General features: G+C 43.8%; 12 protein-coding genes and 1 tRNA gene. 12 read left to right on the top strand and 1 reads right to left on the bottom strand.

Annotation, left to right across the window (positions count from 1 at the left end):
* Window positions 1-136: 136 nt before the first annotated feature.
* From G633_RS0115235 to G633_RS0115180, 12 genes are all read left to right on the top strand, one after another.
* Entirely contained in the window at window positions 137-1,252 is a 1,116-nt protein-coding gene (locus G633_RS0115235) for a galactose ABC transporter substrate-binding protein (protein WP_022767515.1), read from the top strand.
* Between the two features lie 114 nt (window positions 1,253-1,366).
* Window positions 1,367-2,878, top strand: a complete 1,512-nt coding sequence (locus tag G633_RS0115230) for a sugar ABC transporter ATP-binding protein (RefSeq protein WP_022767514.1) — start codon at window positions 1,367-1,369, stop codon at window positions 2,876-2,878.
* 32 nt (window positions 2,879-2,910) lie between these two features.
* Window positions 2,911-3,900: a galactose/methyl galactoside ABC transporter permease MglC gene (locus G633_RS0115225; protein WP_026512348.1), complete on the top strand. Its 990-nt coding sequence runs from the start codon at window positions 2,911-2,913 to the stop codon at window positions 3,898-3,900.
* Window positions 3,901-4,037: 137 nt separating this feature from the next.
* Window positions 4,038-6,101, top strand: coding sequence for a hybrid sensor histidine kinase/response regulator (locus tag G633_RS0115220; protein WP_026520446.1), 2,064 nt, complete (start codon window positions 4,038-4,040; stop codon window positions 6,099-6,101).
* Window positions 6,098-9,469 carry a DegV family protein gene (locus tag G633_RS18730; protein WP_051200295.1) on the top strand — a complete coding sequence of 1,124 codons (3,372 nt, stop codon included), beginning with the start codon at window positions 6,098-6,100 and terminating at the stop codon, window positions 9,467-9,469. Before G633_RS0115220 ends, G633_RS18730 begins: the two co-directional genes overlap by 4 nt.
* Window positions 9,459-11,603 carry a sensor domain-containing diguanylate cyclase gene (locus G633_RS0115210; RefSeq protein ID WP_026520445.1) on the top strand — a complete coding sequence of 715 codons (2,145 nt, stop codon included), beginning with the start codon at window positions 9,459-9,461 and terminating at the stop codon, window positions 11,601-11,603. The genes G633_RS18730 and G633_RS0115210 overlap by 11 nt, the downstream gene beginning before the upstream one ends.
* Window positions 11,581-11,892, top strand: a complete 312-nt coding sequence (locus tag G633_RS0115205) for a hypothetical protein (RefSeq protein WP_022767509.1) — start codon at window positions 11,581-11,583, stop codon at window positions 11,890-11,892. The genes G633_RS0115210 and G633_RS0115205 overlap by 23 nt, the downstream gene beginning before the upstream one ends.
* Before the next feature lie 14 nt (window positions 11,893-11,906).
* The gene (locus G633_RS0115200) at window positions 11,907-13,505 is read left to right on the top strand and encodes a response regulator (protein ID WP_022767508.1); all 1,599 of its coding nucleotides are present in this window, start codon (window positions 11,907-11,909) and stop codon (window positions 13,503-13,505) included.
* A gap of 12 nt (window positions 13,506-13,517) precedes the next feature.
* Window positions 13,518-15,383 (top strand): cache domain-containing sensor histidine kinase, encoded by a 1,866-nt coding sequence (locus tag G633_RS0115195; protein ID WP_330363364.1) that lies wholly within the window; start codon window positions 13,518-13,520, stop codon window positions 15,381-15,383.
* Entirely contained in the window at window positions 15,373-16,350 is a 978-nt protein-coding gene (locus G633_RS0115190) for a sugar ABC transporter substrate-binding protein (RefSeq protein WP_051200294.1), read from the top strand. Before G633_RS0115195 ends, G633_RS0115190 begins: the two co-directional genes overlap by 11 nt.
* Window positions 16,351-16,381: 31 nt before the next feature.
* On the top strand, window positions 16,382-17,410 hold the full coding sequence (locus G633_RS0115185) for a galactose ABC transporter substrate-binding protein (RefSeq protein ID WP_026520442.1): 1,029 nt from the start codon (window positions 16,382-16,384) through the stop codon (window positions 17,408-17,410).
* Between the two features lie 138 nt (window positions 17,411-17,548).
* A tRNA-Pro gene (locus G633_RS0115180) sits at window positions 17,549-17,621 on the top strand.
* 52 nt (window positions 17,622-17,673) lie between these two features.
* Here G633_RS0115180 and G633_RS0115175 read toward each other — a convergent pair.
* Complete coding sequence (locus tag G633_RS0115175) at window positions 17,674-18,918, bottom strand: diguanylate cyclase (protein ID WP_196804280.1); 1,245 nt, start codon at window positions 18,916-18,918, stop codon at window positions 17,674-17,676.
* Between the last annotated feature and the right edge of the window lie 103 nt (window positions 18,919-19,021).

The following is a 19,021-nucleotide window of genomic DNA, read 5'->3' as shown; positions in this document are numbered from 1 at the left end:
AAAGGATTTCTAAGATAAAAAGAAGAATTCTCTATGTTTTTGCACAAAAGCTTTTGTTAACATATCCATTGTAAACAAACATTGGGGCTCTACTTATGATGTGCCTCAATAACTTACTTTAAGGAGGATGTTACAAATGAAAAAGAAATTGGTAAGTCTTTTAACAGTTTCTGCAATGACAATGGCTATGCTCGTTGGTTGCGGAGAGGCAGCAGCAGATACAGCTACACAGGCTCCTGCAGCAGAGACAGCTACAGAGGCACCTGCAGCAGAGACTGCAGAGACAGCTGCTGAAGCAGTTGCAGAGACAGCAGGAAATGCTGATCTTGCAGATAAGAAGGTTGGTGTTTGTATCTATCAGTTTGCTGATAACTTCATGACACTCTTCAGAACAGAGCTTGAGAATTATCTCATTTCACAGGGATTCTCAAAGGACAACATCACAATCGTTGATGGTGCTAACGACCAGGCAACACAGACAAACCAGATTCAGAACTTTATCACACAGGGTGTTGATGTTCTTATCATCAATCCCGTTAACTCATCTTCAGCTGCAACAATTACAGACCTTGTAGTTGGCGCTGATATCCCTCTTGTATACATCAACCGTGAGCCTGATGCTGACGAGGAAGCAAGATGGTCAGCTAACAGCTGGAATGTAACTTATGTTGGATGTGACGCTCGTCAGTCAGGAACAATGCAGGGCGAGATCATCGTTGACCTTGGCCAGGATAAGGTTGACCTTAACGGCGATGGCAAGATCCAGTACATCATGATCGAGGGTGACCCTGAGAACGTTGATGCTCAGTACAGAACAGAGTTCTCAGTTAAGGCTCTTGAGGATGCAGGTTGGACAGTTGATTGTCTTGATGACCAGGTAGGTAACTGGGATCAGGCTACAGCTCAGCAGCTCGTTGCTAACTCACTTTCAGCTCATCCTGAGACAGAAGTTGTATTCTGCAACAACGATGCTATGGCACTTGGTGCTCTTCAGTCAATCGAGGCAGCTGGACGTAAGGTTGGTGAGGACATCTACCTTGTAGGTGTTGACGCTCTTACAGAGGCTCTTGAGGACGTACTTGCAGGAACAATGACAGGTACAGTATTCAACGATCACATCGCTCAGTCACACGGTGCAGCTGATGCAGCTATCAACTACATCACAGGTGCTGGCAACGATTACTACATCGGATGTGACTATGTAAAGGTTACAACAGACAACGCACAGTCAGTTCTTGATTCACTTAAGTAATTAAGCAGTAATCGATTTTGAGTTTTAAAGTTATAAACGGTGGCGCGGATGCTTGCATCCGCACCACTTTTTAAAGGGAACACAAGTTAGATAGTTAGTAGAGAGGGACACGATATGGCATCAGAGTACAAATTGGAACTACGGGGCGTATCCAAGTCCTTTCCCGGTGTAAAGGCACTGGATAACGTACAATTGGCAGTAAAGCCCGGTACCGTCCATGCACTTATGGGAGAGAACGGAGCCGGTAAATCAACACTTATGAAGTGTCTTTTCGGTATTTACAAGATGGATGCCGGAGAGATATATATCGACGGAGAAAAGACAACAATCGAAAATCCTGATGAGGCTATGAAAAAAGGTATAGCCATGGTGCATCAGGAACTGCAGCCGGTACTTGCAAGAAGCGTTGGAGAGAACATGTTTCTTGGAAGATTCCCGGTAAAGAAATATGGTCCACTTCAGATCATCGACCATAAAAAGATGTACGAAGAAACAGAGAAGTGGCTGAAAGAAGTTAATATGGATTTCGATCCAAAGGCACAGCTTGATACACTGTCCATCGGACAGATGCAGTCAGTTGAGATTGCAAAGGCAGTATCACACGACGCCAAGGTTATTATCTTCGACGAGCCAACATCTTCTCTTTCAGATAGTGAAGTTGAAGCACTTTTCAGAATCATGGAAATGCTCAGAGAAAAAGGAGTTGCCATGATCTACATCTCACACAAGATGGATGAGATCAAGCGCATCGCTGATGATGTAACCATCATGCGAGATGGTACATACATCGGAACATGGCCTGCAAAGGAACTTACAATCGACGATATCATCGCCAAGATGGTAGGCCGTGAGCTCACAAATATTTATCCTGTAAAAGACAGAACTCCCGGCGAAGTGGTTATGGAAGTAAACGGACTTTCATCAATCCACGAGAAGTCCTTCCAGGATGTATCCTTCAACTTAAGGAAGGGTGAGATCCTCGGATTCGGAGGACTTGTCGGAGCCCAGAGAACAGAGCTTATGGAAGGTCTGTTCGGTATAAGAAACCTTTCAGCCGGTACAATTAAGATCCACGGCAAAGAGGTTAAGATCAAGAGCCCAAGAGATGCAATGAACGCCGGAATCGGTATGATCACAGAGGACAGAAGAGGAAACGGTATCTTCGGATGTCTTTCAATCAAGGATAACGTAGGCGTTTCAGTTTACAACAAGTATCTCACAGCCGGTTTTGTTCTTGATCATCCTAAGATCAACAAAGTAGTTGATGACAGCATTGAAAAGCTAAGTATTAAGACACCAAGCATGCAGGAGCACATCGCTAACCTTTCCGGTGGTAATCAGCAGAAGGTTATTGTATCAAGATGGCTTGCTAATGATCCTGACATTCTTATAATGGACGAACCTACAAGAGGTATTGACGTAGGTGCCAAGCATGAGATTTATGAGATTATGACTGATCTTGCCAAGCAGGGTAAGGCTATCATAATGATATCCTCCGAAATGGCAGAACTTCTTGGTATGTCAGATCGAATTTATGTAATGTGTAACGGTAAACTACGAGGCGAGATAACTGAAGAAGCAGACATGACCCAGGAGAAGGTTATGAGCTATGCTACTCAGTTCTGATATCCGCAGCTATTATAAGAGAGGAAAAAGAAATGGTTAAGACAAAACAGCAAAAAGCAATTGATTTTCTTATAAATAACGGTGTTATCATCGTTATGTTCATCCTGGTTATTTACACAGGTATTACAAACGACAGGTTCCTTACATCAAACAACCTGTTCAACATTCTTATGAATATGAGTTCAAGACTTGTTATTGCCCTTGGTATCGCAGGCTGTGTTATTACTGCAGGTTGTGACCTGTCAGCCGGACGTATGATCGGTTTTGCAGCATGTATTGCAGGTACACTTCTTCAGAAGATTGACTACTCAGGTAAGTTCTTCCCTGATATGCAGCCACTTAACATCTTCGTTGCACTTCTTATCGTGCTTGCTATCACAGGATGCTTTGGTGCAATCACAGGATTTTTCATCGCATTCCTTCACGTTCCTCCATTCATCGCAACCCTTGCTATGATGGAAATCGTATACGGACTTGCTCTTATCTACACAGGTGCTACACCTCTTGGTGGATACACAACACAGTACACAAACATCGCAACAGGTAAGTTCCTTGGTATAAGCTACCTTATCTGGATCGCACTTATTGTTGCAGCAATTACATGGTTCATCTTCAACATGACCCGTCACGGTAAATATATGTATGCAATCGGTGGAAACCCACAGGCTGCAGAAGTTGCCGGTGTTCCTGTTCGTCTTACAATGGTACTTATCTACATGAAGGCCGCTATGATGTATGGTCTTGCAGGATTCATGCTTGGTGCTAAGGCCGGTGGTGCATCAGTTAACCTTGGTCTTGGTTATGAGATGGAAGCTATCGCAGCTTGTACAATCGGTGGTGTATCAGTTACAGGTGGACGTGGTAAGGTTTCAAGTGCCATCATCGGTGTTGCCGTATTCGAGCTCTTAAAGGCAGCTCTCCAGTACCTTGGTGTTGATGCTAACGCACAGTACATCTTCATCGGTCTGGTTATCTTCGTAGCTATCTCACTTGATATCCGTAAGTACGTTGCTAAGAAGTAATTTTAGTAAAATTTAATGTATATTTATTAACGAAATTACCTCAATAATAAATACGTCATGTTATAATAGGGATGTAGTCTTTATGGGCTGCATCCCTTTTTATTGTGCTTTTTGTCTCTTATAAAGAGGACTGTATTTTGAACGAAAAAGCGAATCGCAAATTAAGGGCCCACAACGTCGTTATAGTTATTATTACAGTCACCTGTATCGGCGCTATTTTAGAGAGTATTTCCCAAGGGTGGGAGCTTTGGACCATCCCTCTTATTGCAGGTGGAATAATAGCTTGCTGGGCCATTCATATTAACGGGTATGGTGAGACCAGGTTCAGAGAAAACTTCTTTATGATCTTTTCGATGATAGTGGCTTTTTTTCATGGTGTTCACATAACCAGTTTCTACGATATCATCATTGTTTCGGTTCTTCTTATGATCACAGCATCTGTCATGGGCAGAAGAAAGTTCCTGCCTTTTATTTTGCTGGAATACATTGTCGTTACCTTCAGCCAGCTTATCATTGGCGTTTCTACAGGCAGTATCACACTTGATCCCTTAAGCGTTTCCAGAATACTTCTTCATATCGTGGTTGAGCTTAGTATTTACAGAGCACTTCACGAGATCCTTCGCAACATGAGCAGGATTGAAAATGATATTGAATCCATTCAGGATACCGAGGAGAGTGCCAGAAAAGGTATGGAGGACTTCCTTGCGAATATTTCCCATGAACTTAGAACTCCGGTAAATGTAATAAGCGGAATGTCCACTCTTATCCTGAAAAAGGAATCAAGAGATGATGTTATAGCCATAAGAGACGCAGGAATCAGACTTTCCAATCAGATTGAGGATATTCAGGACTACAGTGAGATTGAGAGAGGAGATGCTGTCCTTGAGGAAGAGAAATACATGATCACTTCGATCCTTGGAGACATTGCGAGTGATTATGAGACCATGTATCAGGCTCAGGGGCTTGAGTTCACCATCGATCTTGATCCATCGCTGCCTGCTGTTTTAAAGGGCGATTCCAAGAAAATAAAAAAGATAATAACCCACCTTATAGACAATGGATTTAAATTCACAAAAAAGGGTGGTGTGTTGCTTAGAGTCTTTGGCATAAAGCACGGCTACGGCATCAATCTCATCATTGAGGTCATGGATACCGGAATAGGTATGACCGAGAAGGTCCGTAATAAGGTTGCTACAGGAAGCTATCAGGCGGATAAAAAGAGAAACAGGAGTACCGGAGGTATCGGACTTGGCCTTTCCATCGTTTACGGCTTTACAAGGCTTATGAAGGGCTTTGTTTCCCTTGAGAGTAATCCGGGTGCAGGTACCATAGTAAGGGTAAGTATTGTTCAGGAGGTTGTAGATCCAAATCCTTGCATTGCAGTGGATTCCGGCAGGTTCCTTGGTGTTGCTTTCCATGTGCTGGCAGAAAAGCTTGATGACTTCAGAGTAGGTGGAGCATACGAGATGATGGCCACCAATCTGGCAGCAGGTCTTAGACTAAACCTGTATTCTGCACCGTCTTTGGATGAGCTTAAGAGGCTATTAAAGACCGGCAAGATAACCCATGTATTCATGGGAGTAGATGAGTATGAACAGGCACCGGATTTCTTTGAAGAGCTGGCAATGGGAAATGTTACGGTGGCAGTGTATGCTGGCCGTGACTTTAAACTGAGTAAAAAGAGCAGGATAATTGTAATTCCGAAGCCAGTATATGGCTATACGGTTGCAAAGGTTCTAAACGGAGATAACGATTTTGCATCCTTACGAGTGGGTGCTGAAAATAATGCCCTTAATCTTGAGGGAGTAAAGGCTCTTATAGTTGACGATGAGCCTATGAATCTGGTGGTGGCTACAGGTCTTTTTAAGGACTATAAGATGGAGGTTGATACGGCAGGCAGCGGAAAAGAGGCGCTGGCTAAGTACGACCTCAGTGAGTATGATGTCGTGTTTATGGATCATATGATGCCGGAAATGGATGGCGTTGAGGCGATGAAAAAGCTTAAGGCCATCGCTGATCAGAGGGAGAGAAAAGTCATTGTCATCGCTCTTACGGCCAATGCTGTTAGCGGCGCAAGAGAGATGTTCCTGAAAGAGGGATTTGACGGATTTATCAGTAAGCCCATCATTATAAGCGATTTTGAGAGAGTCATGAACCGCGTTATGTCAGGCAGGAAAGGCCGGAACGGAGGTGTCTCATGATTACAAAGATCGCTCAGAAAATAAAAGATCTTTTAAAAGACCCTTCAAGAAGCTTTAAAGAGAGAGTCTTTATACTCCTTACACTGGTTACGGATTTATTTATACTACTTGCACTTATCGGCGATATAATCCTTGGCGAAAATATCGTAGAAATTATAGCGCTGATCATAATTGTGGTAGGAATCCCCATTGTAACCTTGCTTGCCGTTAAAAGAAACCATATGTCTATCGCAGTAAGACTTATCGTTCTTGGTATGGTATTTGTTGCGCTGCCGATAGTTTATTTTTCCGGCGGCGGAATCTACGGCGGTGGAATTCAGTGGATGATATTTACGTTCCTTTATACCGGTCTTGTACTCTCGGGATTCTGGAAGCCTCTTATGCTGGTAGTACTGACTGTTGAGTCGGTTATTCTTTATGCTGTAGGTTATTTTTTCCCTGAGCGTGTTGTAGAACACACTAGAGAAGCTTTCTTTGCAGATTCCCTTATTTCAATGGTGCTTGTGGGTATTATCTGCTGCTTCATGGTGTGGTTCGAGGAGTGGCTCCTTAACGAGGAGAACAAAAGAGCTAAGGAAGAGACCAGGAAGGTTGAAGAACTCAACAGATCTCAGAACCGATTCTTTTCCAATATGAGCCATGAGATCAGGACGCCTATAAATTCAATCCTTGGTCTTAACGAGATCATCTTAAGGCAGGAAGATGCGTCCGAAGAGATAATAAACGATGCCAAAAACATCCAGGGCGCGGGCAAGATGCTGCTCTCACTTATAAATGACATCCTGGATATGTCCAAGATCGAAGCGGGCAAGATGGATATCGTACCCGTAAACTATAACCTTGGCGATACGATATCGGAGATTGTAAGCATGATAAGTCTTAGGGCGCAGCAAAAGAGCCTTAAGCTAAACCTCGAGGTTGATCCCACAATTCCGGCAGAGCTCTTCGGAGATGAAGTCCGTATAAAGCAGATACTGGTAAACCTTCTTAACAATGCGGTGAAATACACACAGGAAGGTTCTGTTACTCTGCGCATAGAAAAGGGAGAGGACACACCAAAGGATGAAGTACTTCTCTTATTCTCTGTTATCGATACAGGCATGGGAATAAAGCAGGATGTTATTCCTTATCTTTTTGATGCCTTTGCCAGAATGGATGAGGAGAAAAACGCCAAGATCGAGGGAACCGGCCTTGGTCTGTCCATCGTTAAGCAGCTGGTTGAGCTGATGGATGGCAAGATCACTGTAAACAGTACCTACACTGAAGGTTCAACCTTTATCGTTGCTCTAAAGCAGAAGGTAACCAGAAGAGATCCTATTGGCGATATCAGTATACAGAGCTTTGGAAGGAGAGATGCAGGCGGAAGGTATATGCCCGGCTTTAAGGCGCCTGAGGCAAGAGTCCTTATCGTTGATGACAATGAAATGAATCTGGAGGTCGAGAAGAAACTTCTTGATGGCACAGACATAGTTGTCGATACTGTCATGAGCGGCTTTGAAGCAATGATCATGACTGCAAAAGAAGCCTATGACATCATCTTCATGGATCACCTTATGCCTGAGATGGATGGAATAGAGTGTCTGCAGAATATAAGAAAGCAGCTTGGAGGACGAAATAACCATACCACTGTAATTGCACTTACGGCCAATGCCGACAGTGAGAGCAAAGAACTCTATGACAGAAGCGGATTTGACGGATATCTTGTAAAGCCTATATCCGGAGATCAGCTGGAGAGGATGATCTTAAATCACCTTCCTGAGGCCAAGATCATAAGGACTGAAGGCCCTGATATTTCGAATGCCAAGATGTACTCCTCCAGAGATTATTCCAAGAAGATGCCGATCATTATTGCTACCAGCAGTATGTGTGATCTTCCCAGAAAGGTTCTTTGGGGCTATCAGATTGATGTTATCCCATTCTCTATCATGTCGGACGGAATGGCGTTCTATGACTATGATGAAGCCAGTGCCGACGAAGTGATGCGTTATGTAGCAGAAGGAGCAACATTTACTTCCTCGCCGCCTACAGTAGAGGAGTTCGAGAGGTTCTTTGCTAAGGAAGTTAAAAAAGCGCACCAGATCATTTATATAACGGTTTCCGCAGGTATCAGTGAGGAGTATAACAACGCCAGAGAAGCTGCAAGGGCATACGGAAATGTAACTGTATTAGACTCGGGAGTAAACTCCGGTGCTATTGGTATGCTTGTGCTCATAGCCTACAAGATGACTCTCCAGGGCAGACAGGTTGACAGGATAATCAGTGATCTTGAAAAGATCAAAAAGGATCTAAGATGCAGCTTTGTCACAGGTGATGCTGAGTTCCTTATGAGACGCGGAGGAATGAAGAAGTCCACATTTGGCTTTGTAAACACCTTTGGACTTAGGCCTGTTATCAATATCAAGGGCGGAAAGGTGACCATAGCAAGGATATTTACCGGAGAACTGGATGAGTGTTATATGAAGTATCTTGATTTTGCTCTTCCAAGAAATGCCAATCCGGACCTTGATGTTGCAATCGTCGATTATATAACCCTGACCGAAGAGGAGAGGGATACTATAGAAAAAGCCATCAGGAATAAATTTAACTTCGAGCATATTCTGTTTCAGAAGGTTTCTTCCGTTATGTCTTTTAACTGCGGAAGAGGCGCTATGGGTATCATGTACCTGAAAAAGGGTGAGCAGCCTTATGGCCTTAGTCAGGTGCTATCGAACGTTCTTACAGGAGTTCCTGAAAGCATGGCTGAACAAGAGCTTATAGAGGAGAGCGGGGAAAAAGAGACTGAAGAGATTAGCAGGGAGTGGTATGAAGAAATACCCGGAATAGACCCTGTAAAGGCTATAGAAAACAGTGGCTCCGAGGATGCGTTCAGATCTGTGCTTAAGATATTCTATGAGTCCATTGAACTTAAGGCGGAGGAAATCAAGGGTCTGTACTTGGAAGAGAATTGGAAGGATTATACCATCAAGGTCCATGCCCTTAAGAGCTCTGCAAGGCTGGTTGGAGCCATGATCCTCGGAGATGCTGCCGAGAAACTTGAGATGGCAGGAAAAGAGGACAATATCGAATATATTAGGAAGCACAATGACGAGCTTTTAAAGGATCTTGATAAGTATAAGGAGAGGCTTGCGCCTTACTTTGCTGAAGAAATAAAAGACGAGCCCAGCTATGACGACATCCTTTTGCAGAGCGCCTATGACACACTGCGCAAGGCAGCTGAAGAGAAGGACGACAGAATGATCGGCATGACTTTAAATGATCTTGCGGAGTTTGAAATTCCCAAAAAGCATTTAGACAGAGTGAGCCGGATAAAAGAATGCTTTGAGAGACAGGACTACGACGGAATAAAGAAGGAATGTAATGAAGAGTAAGCAGCCTGCGATAAACCTGATATACACCATCATTTTTGGATTGATGATACTGTCAATCCTTGTTGGTGTGCCCTTGTCCACTGACAGACAGATCACGGTCCATGAGAAGATTGACGGCTTTTCTGAAGGCTGGACTCTTCCGGGCGGCGAGAAAGTCTGCGCCGATGGCCTTGATATAGGTGATTACGACGGAAGGGTTGCTATCGAAAAAAAGCTCTCCAATGGCATCACCGATAAGGATGCACTGTGCTTTAAATCTGAAAACACCAATGTAAGGGTGTTTATCGGCGGAAGACAGGTTTACAGATTTTACAGTAAGCCAAACCTCACCGGAATGGGCTATGGTCTTACATACCATGAAGTCGGCATAGGCAAAGACGATGCAGGAAAGACCATAAGGCTTGAGTTTGAACAGATTTATGAGGGTCAGAAAAAGGGGCGTCTCTATGACATATACCTGTGTTCCGTTACCGACTTTGTGCAGATGATCATTAGGAACAATCTGCTTTCTATTATATTGTGCGTTCTCGAAATATTCCTGGGAGTTATATTTATCATTGCTTATACAGGTGCATCAAGTATGGCTCAATTCCCCTATGATATTCTTGCAGGGGGATGTTGTGCAATACTGATAGGTATATGGTTTCTTATAGATACCAATATTTTCCAGCTCGTCACAGGACATATCTATGTCTGCAGGGATATAAACAAAACACTTCCCTTTATGCTGGCTTATCCCAGCATTTGCCTGATCAATTCTCTGACGGAGAAAAAGCGCCGGGTCTATAAGCACCTGGGATTCTTTATCACCTTAGTGCCGATCCTTGGGATTACCAATCTGCGTTATACACTTAAGATAGATATGCTGGATTCCTATCTTTGGTTCATTATTGCTTATCTTGTGGCCGGAATGACGGTCGCTGTCATCATGGCTGTCGAAAATGCACTCTACTGCAACAGGACAGGTAAGAAGAATAAGCTCAGGTACCTATATGTCGCAGGAGGTGTCTTTGTAGTATGCGGAGCAATGGATCTGATACAATTATTAATGGCCGGAAGGATCACGGATAACCACGGAATCTTTACAAGGTTTGGTGCTGTTATTTTTGCAGCCCTGATGCTGCTTGCGCTATTGCGCTGGTGGATGAAGGACAACGCTGCCGTGGAGAGAGATCGTTTTGTCAACAGAGCTCTCCAGTATGCGCTTTCATCCGATTCTCCGGATGCAAACATCAGGTCTATTCTTGCTTTTTTGGGAAAAGAGTTTGAAGCAAAGCGTCTGTTTATCTTTGAGGATCAGAAAAACGGAAAGTACAGAGGTACTTATGAATGGTACAGGGAAGGAGCAGAGTCTTTTGACCTTACAATGATGTATCTCTCGTCGGAAGACATCATTGATAAGATCTATGATGAGTTCAACAAGAACGATCACAGACTGATAGTAAGAGATCCTGAGGCTTTCAGAAACTCAATACCGGGGTTTTACAATATGCTAAAGACCAATAAGGTTGAGAATATGATAATCGGTCCTTTGGAAGCCGGTGGCCACCTGTTCGGAGTGCTGGGGGTTGTTGAGGCTCCACAGAAGAAGCTTGAGTCCATATCTGAGATCATAAATCTTATCTCATATTTCCTGGCGCAGCTCGTTTTAGAGAGAGAAGAGCAGAGCAGGGCTCAGCATTATACCTTTAAAGACAATCTGTCCGGAACAGGCAATTACACAGCCTTTAAGAAGTATCTTGAGCAGGAGCTGGACTTATCCTCATCCTTTGGATGCATCCGCTGCGATCTGCCAAAGCTCAATGAGATCAATATTGCAGAAGGGTATGAAGTCGGAGATCAGATAATAGTACTCACAGCCAAGTCTCTGATGGAGATTTTCGGAGATGCAAATGTCTTCAGGGTAAGCGGAACACAGTTTGTTGCTTTTGGATTTGAGAGCGAAGAGAGCTTCTTTGAGAATGATGTGGAGAGATTAAAAAAGATATTTAAAGAAAATGCTATTGAAGCAAATGTTTCTTTTGTGTATTGTTTGTATGGGACAAAAGATATTAATATAGTATTAAATAGGGTAGATGACCTGATGAGAGAAAAAATGCAGGAGAGTGATTATGGACATACAGACAATAGTTAATCAGATGGGAATTGAGATTCTGGCATTTGCAGTATGCATGTTCTTTGGCATCAGACTTATAATAACCAGAGATGTTAAGATTCTTAAAAAGGAGAATCCCGAGAGCATCAAGCATCCCAATGAATATACCTTTTACGCAGGACTGATCATAATATTCCTGGGCATATCAGCCATTGCAATGGGAATTGTGTCTTTCTTCAATCAGATAGCGGCGCTTATAGTTATTGTGGCAGCTGTAGTGATCATGGGATTTATGTGGAAGATTGTATACGAGAAATATGCTGAGTGATCAGTCGGAGAGCTATGAATAAATATAAAGTTATGCTTGTGGACGATGAGGAAGATGTTGCACAGGCAATCATGAGAAAACTTAACTGGGAGGAAATGGGTTTTGATACTCCCAGATACGCACATAACGGCCTTGAAGCTCTTGAGTTTGCAGAGGAGCTAAGGCCGGATATTGTTATGTCCGATATTAAGATGCCTTATATGGATGGAATGGAGCTGGCGAGGAATTTAAAACGCCTCTATCCCAATATAAGGATCATTTTCTTTTCGGGCTTTGATGAGTTTGAGTATGCCAAGGAAGCCATCAGGCTCGAGGCGGAGGAGTATATCTTAAAGCCTATTGATGCCGATGAGCTTAAGGCAGTATTTAAGAGAGTTCACGAGGCTCTCGACCGTGATATTGACGAGAAGCTTAACGTTGCTAAGCTTGAGAATTATTACATGGATTCACTTCCTCTTTTGCAGGAGGATTTCTTTGCATCCCTTGTTGAAGGCAGAATAGAGGATGACAGGATTGAGAAGTTTATGTCCGATTACAGGATTGAACTGACAGGCCCTGTTTATGTAGCTGCTATCGTCCACGTCAGCAAGTCCAATATACCTGAGGGTATGAATCCCGTGCTACTGTCCGTATCGGTGAGGAAGCTCCTTGAGGAGAGGATGGACGAAAAGTGGGGCTGTAAGTTCTTTTCCTATCAGGGGTCTACCGTTATGATAGCCCAGCTCCCATCGCAGAAGGATGCATCTGCATTTACTGATGACTGCGACAGACTCTGCAGACTTGCAGAGAGTATCTGTAAAGCGAATGTAACCATAGGTGTCGGAAGCACTACAGAGAGCCTCTCTGAAATTGATACATCCTATCATGGAGCAAGAGATGCAGTCTCCTACAGGGTTTTGTACGGACACACCAAGGCAATCAATATCTCCGAGATTTCGCCTATGGAAAAAGACGATTCGGCTCCGGCGGAAGAGAATACTCTTTTGGATGTCTTCAAGAAGATGAAGATGGCTGATGCTGAGGACGTTAAAAAGGCAGCGGAGAAATATATAGAGAACAACACAAAAGCACAGGCCACTATCCAGAACTACAGATTCTTTGTCATGGAACTTGTGAGTGAGCTCTACAAGTTTGCAAGGACCAATCAGCTTGAGCTGGGTGATGTCTTTGACCTTAGCAGTGATGTATATTCGGTGGCTTCTCAGATGGAGCCCGGGGAGCTCTCCGGCTGGTTTACCGGAGTGTGCCTTAAGATGCACGAGCTCATCGACTACAAGAGAAATGACACCACAAGGTCTTTTGTCACAAAGGCACAGGAATATGTGGCAGACCACTATGCGGATCAGGACCTGTCCGTGGATTTTATCTGCAACTATCTCGGAGTCAGCAGCGCTTATTTCTCCACGGTTTTCAAGAAGGAGACCGGCAAGACCTTTGTCGGGTATCTGACGGACTACCGCATGGAGAAGGCTGAGAGGATGCTTCTTGAGACCGATGAAAAGACCTATATAATAGCCCAGGAAGTTGGATATTCCGATCCTAATTATTTCAGCTATGTATTCAAAAAACAGTTTGGTGTTTCGCCGTCAAAGTATAAAAACGGCAAGGAATAAACAGGAGCCAGTTTGAAAAAGTTTTTGAAGGGGAAGTTTGATAACTTAAAAATGCAGTGGCTGATCTCGAGATACATGAGACCTATTGCCACCAGGAGTATTCAGGTTACAATTGCGGTTTCATTCACAATTGTAGCCTTAGTTTGTATGCTTGCTATGGGAGTGGCTCTTTATCAGAGATTCGCAGTTAGGTCGGAGAAGATGCTGACGGACGCGGCGGAGCTCACTCTTGATCAGAGCGTAATCACGCTTGAGGACTATCTTCGAAGCATGCGCAGAATGTCTGATGCCATCTACTATAACGTAGTCAAGGATCAGGACATCAGCAAAGAAACTCCCATAACTCAGATGAACCTTCTTTACGAGGCACACAAGGACTATCTTATAAGTCTCGCTCTTTTTTCGGAGGACGGAACTCTCATCGCCGCATCTCCCGTAGGTGTCGAGAAGGACGGTGTGGATGTAACGGGTCAGACGTGGTTTCAGGCAGCTCTTTCTAAGCCTGAGAACCTTCATTTTTCACTTCCCCATGTTCAGAACATATTTGTAGACGACCCCACTTTTAAGTATTACTGGGTCACTTCCCTTAGCAGAAATGTTGAGCTTAATAACGGCGGCGTTCCCGAGCAGGGAGTGCTTTTGGTTGACATGAACTACGCCGTCATAGAAGACATGATGGAGTCTGTCAATGACAATCCATCAGAGCAATATGTGTACCTTATGGACAATAAAGGATCTCTTATCTACCATCCAATGCTGATGCAGATCAGTGCAGGCCTTTTTAAGGAAAACAATTCACGGGCTGCAGGATATGACGATGGAAGCTACAAGGAAATCTTTGAGGGAAATGAGAGAATCGTTACCGTTGATACCATGAGCTACACGGGCTGGAAGCTGGTAAGTGTCATTCCCACAAGTAATTCTTACATGGGAATGAAGGATATCAGATACTTCGTTATGATGGTAATCTCAATAACGCTTCTTGCCATGCTGATACTTAATAGGTTTGTTGCAAGACGTGTTACAAGACCTCTTATAAAGCTCAATGATTCCATCAGAGAAATCGAGATGGGAAAGGCTGATCCGGATGTTTATATCGGTGGACCATCTGAAGTAGAGCATCTGGGAAGGACTCTCAGGGCCAGTTACGATCAGATAAATGAGCTGATGCGCGACATGGTTGCATCTCAGGAAGAGAAGAGAAAAGCTGAGCTTGATGCCCTTCAGTCTCAGATAAATCCTCACTTTTTGTATAACACGCTTGATTCCATTGTGTGGATGATCGAGGGTGAGAAGTACAATGATGCGGTCTTTATGATAACGCAGCTGGCGTCTTTGTTCAGAGTCAGCTTATCCAGCGGAAAGACCATTATCCCCATCGGTGATGAGATCCGCCACGCCAGCAACTACATGAATATCCAGAAGGTGAGATTTAAAGATGCCTTCTCCATAGAATTTGATATAGATGAAGAGATTAAGAATTACTGTACCGTCAAGCTTATCGTTCAGCCTATTTTGGAGAACGCTGTCTATTATGGTGTAAAAGACATGGAGGATGGCGAGATAGTTGTGAAGGGCTTTATGGGTGATGACGGAGATATTTACATCACTGTATCCGACAATGGTTTTGGTATGAGCAGCAGCCAGACAGAGCTTCTTTTGACGGATGATACCAGAGTCAGAAAGAAGGGCTCCGGCGTTGGACTTATAAATGTACAGAGAAGAATTCAGCTGCGTTTCGGAGAACAGTACGGACTTAAGATCGAGAGTGAGCCGGATGAGGGCACGACTGTGACCGTTCATCTTCCGGCTATTCCGTACAATGAGGAGAATCGGAAGATGCTGGAAACAGGAAAGGAGAAGGCGGATGAAGAATAGAAATCTGTTTATCCTTGTGGTGGCAATACTTCTGTTTATTACATTTGCAGCTTCAACCTCTGCTCTTATCCTCAGCGGAATGAGAGAGGACTCTCCCGAGGTGTCTGTGGTCATAGATGATTCCGGCTCAGGAAGATGGACGACATTTATTTCGGGACTTGAACAGGCTGCCAAGGATAATAATATAAAACTCAATGTGGTATCCACCGGTAAAAACTTAAGTCTGAGTCAGCAGTACAAGCTGATAAACGAGGAGATATACGATGGAGCCGATGGTATTGTATTTCAGGTAAACAGCAGCAGAGGAACTGAGAATATGATATCTGATATCAGCAACAAGGCAGTACTTCTTCTGGTCGATACCAGTGCGGATACAGACGTTGATGTTGAGGGCAGATCTGCCTGCATACAGGTTGACAACGTAGAGCTGGGAAGAGCCCTGGCCAATGAAGTCAGGATAGCCTTTGATAATAAACTTGACGGCAAGAGGATTGGAATCATCACAGGTAATTTAAGACAAAATGCCCTTGCGGAGAGGTTTAAAGGATTTACCGAAAACATAGAAACATCGGGTGCAGAGATTGCCTGGTCTGACTATGATCCTGTCAGCATGGCCGACAGAGTAGTAAGAAGACAGAATGAATCAGAGGCGGATATTATTGTTGCTCTTGATAACAATGGGCTTGAATGCGCCGCTGAATATGCTCAGAAGCAGGAGAGTGCTCCGGTAATCTTCGGTGTTGGAATTTCCATTAAGAATGTCAGTTATTTGGATGACGGACTGATCACAAGCATGGTGGTTCCAAATGAGTATTACATGGGGTATCAGTCGGTGGCAGCCATTGCACGGCGCCTTGATAACAAGCTTACTCCCATGGAAGATGAGAAGATACCTTTCAGGGTTGTAAACAGGGACAATCTGTTTGATGAGAGCAATCAAAGAATCCTTTTCCCTGTGGTCCACTAAAGCATCTTAGGAAAGTATCGGGATCGTGAATATGAAAAAAGTTTTGGTAACGCTGCTTACTGCATTATGTCTTTTGACAACAATATTGTCCGGCTGCGGTAAGCAAAGCGAAAATAAAAGTGAATCAAAGATAAAGATTGGTGTCTCAGCCTATGACATGTACGACACATTTCTGGGGCAGCTCGTGGAGCTGTTTCAGAGCTTTCAGAACGAGGATGTGGAGATTGTAGTCTACAACGCGGCGCAGAGCCAGCAGACCCAGAATTCCCAGGTCAGGAAGATGATCGAGGACGGGATGGACGTGATCTGCGTAAACCTTGTGGACAGAACGGACCCCACAGCTGTCATTGATGCAGCCAGAAAAGCCGATGTGCCGGTTATCTTCTTTAATAGAGAGCTGGTTGAGGGAGACATCGGAAGGTGGGACAAGCTCTTTTACATAGGGGCAGATGCTGAGCAGTCGGGAGTCATGGAGGGCGAGCTGGCAGCCTGGGCATGCATTACGAACAAGGAACTTGACAGGAATGGAGATGGCATGATCCAGTTCGTGGTATTAGAGGGAGAAGCCGGGCATCAGGACGCTATTGTCAGGACTGAGGCTTCCATAAATACCATGAAAAAGCAGGGGATTGAGATCGACAAGCTTGGCTATGCCATTGCCAACTGGAACAGGGCACAGGCACAGACCAAGGCGACGCAGTTTATTGAGGACTACGGCGATGATATTGAGCTGGTCCTTTCAAACAACGATGACATGGCCCTGGGAGCCATTGATGCATACGAAGCCATGGCCATACCCAGAAACAAATGGCCGGCAATTCTTGGAATAGACGGAACGGATGTAGGACTGGAAGCCGTTAAGGATGACAAAATGGTAGGAACCGTCTACAACGACAAAGAAGGACAGGCGACTGCCATGTTTGAGCTTGCCTGTGTGCTGGCTAAGGGCGGCAGTATTGATGAACTTTCGGATAAATACACCATTGAAAACGAAAGATATATCAGGCTTCCTTATGCCAAGGTAACTTCCTCGAATATCATTCAGTTCATCGGCAGGTAATTTGTGATGGGATATTATATGAAGAAATGTACGTCAGTACGATTATCTGAATGAATTTCAAATTTATGGTTGCTTTTATGGCGAGGACGTTATATAATAGCTTTTGTCGCTGGTCGAGATACTTGCGACAACCCAAATCGGGGTGTGGCTCAGTTGGTAGAGCACTATCTTAGGGAGGTAGGGGCCGCGTGTTCGAATCACGTCACTCCGATTCATGAAAACCGCTCATAATGAGCGGTTTTTTATCTGTAATGATCGCAAGCTCATCTGTAGCTGCCATAGGTTTTCTTGAAAATCTCTTTTTCCTTGTACATGGCCTCATCAGCACGTTTCATAACATCTGTTATTCCTGTATCAGATGCTTGATACTCAGCAAAACCCAAAGAAACTGAATAACGCTGCCATGGATCTTTTGTATCATCTATAAATGTGTCTATGAACTGAGACTTTAACATTTCATACAGGTATTTCCTGTTGGTATAATCATTTCCTTCAAGGACAACAACGAATTCATCCCCTCCAATCCTGAATATATGGGATTCTTTGCACAGATCCGAAATCACCTTGCAACAGCCTATGATGTATTCATCACCTGCCTTGTGTCCGAACTGATCATTGACATACTTAAGGTTATTGACGTCTGCCATGATAATGGCTATTTCAGGGGATTCTTCATTATCAATCTTTTCAAGGAGTACCATGGCCATTTCCTCAAAGGCTGCTTTGTTTTTGACACCGGTCATGACATCGGTATGAGCCTTTTCAGAGACAGTTTTGTACTCACTCATATATCGCAGATTGCTTTCAGCGCTTGAAATAAGGGTCTCATACAGAGACTGGATCTCGTGGTTGGTATGGATCTTCAGATCTTGTAAACTGCGGAGATTTTCTTCCCTGTCTTTGATGGTTGCATATCTGAATTTGGACAGGCAAAGGAAAATCTTCTCGATGGGATTTGTGATTCTGACTGCTACGGCCTGCATTCCAAGAGCAAAAACGACCAGCATATTGGCAAAGGCAATGCCAAAAAGTCTTAAAAAGAAGGCCCTGTTATCATTCCTTACCTTGGTGAGATCAAAATCTATCAGCAGATATCCTTGAAAATTGCCTTTGGAATCTAATAGAGGTTTGGAAACGGTAAGCAGATATCCCCATTTAGTATTATCAGTTACTGCATCAAGTGGTTCTCCTGCGCCGTGGTTAGCTATTTGAGCAAGAATATCCTCCTCAATCTCATAATTTTCTCCAAGCTGACTTGCCTCATCATCATGATTGACCTGGGCATCAAAAAGATATGTTGCATTCACGCCATCATCATTTAAGTGATAGGCATACAGATAGAAAACTTCATCAAAATAACGTGGATATAAGTCCAGTTTTTTTGCGGTTTTTTCATATTCGGCAATATCGTAGTTCCCATTTAGATAATCAGGAATGTGGTCGATAACAATGTCCTCGGCTGCGAGGTTAAGTATCTCTTCTCCGTGCTCTATATAAGTTTCCTTCATATTGCTGGAAAATCTCATATAGCAAGCAATCAGGACCACGCTTACAAGCGCTAAATATGTAAAAAAACTGATCAGTGGAAATTTAACTTTCAGCGTGTTGATT

The organism is Butyrivibrio sp. FCS006, assembly GCF_000424525.1.
GTDB lineage: Bacteria > Bacillota > Clostridia > Lachnospirales > Lachnospiraceae > Butyrivibrio.
This window is presented reverse-complemented; position numbering and strand designations above follow the sequence as displayed.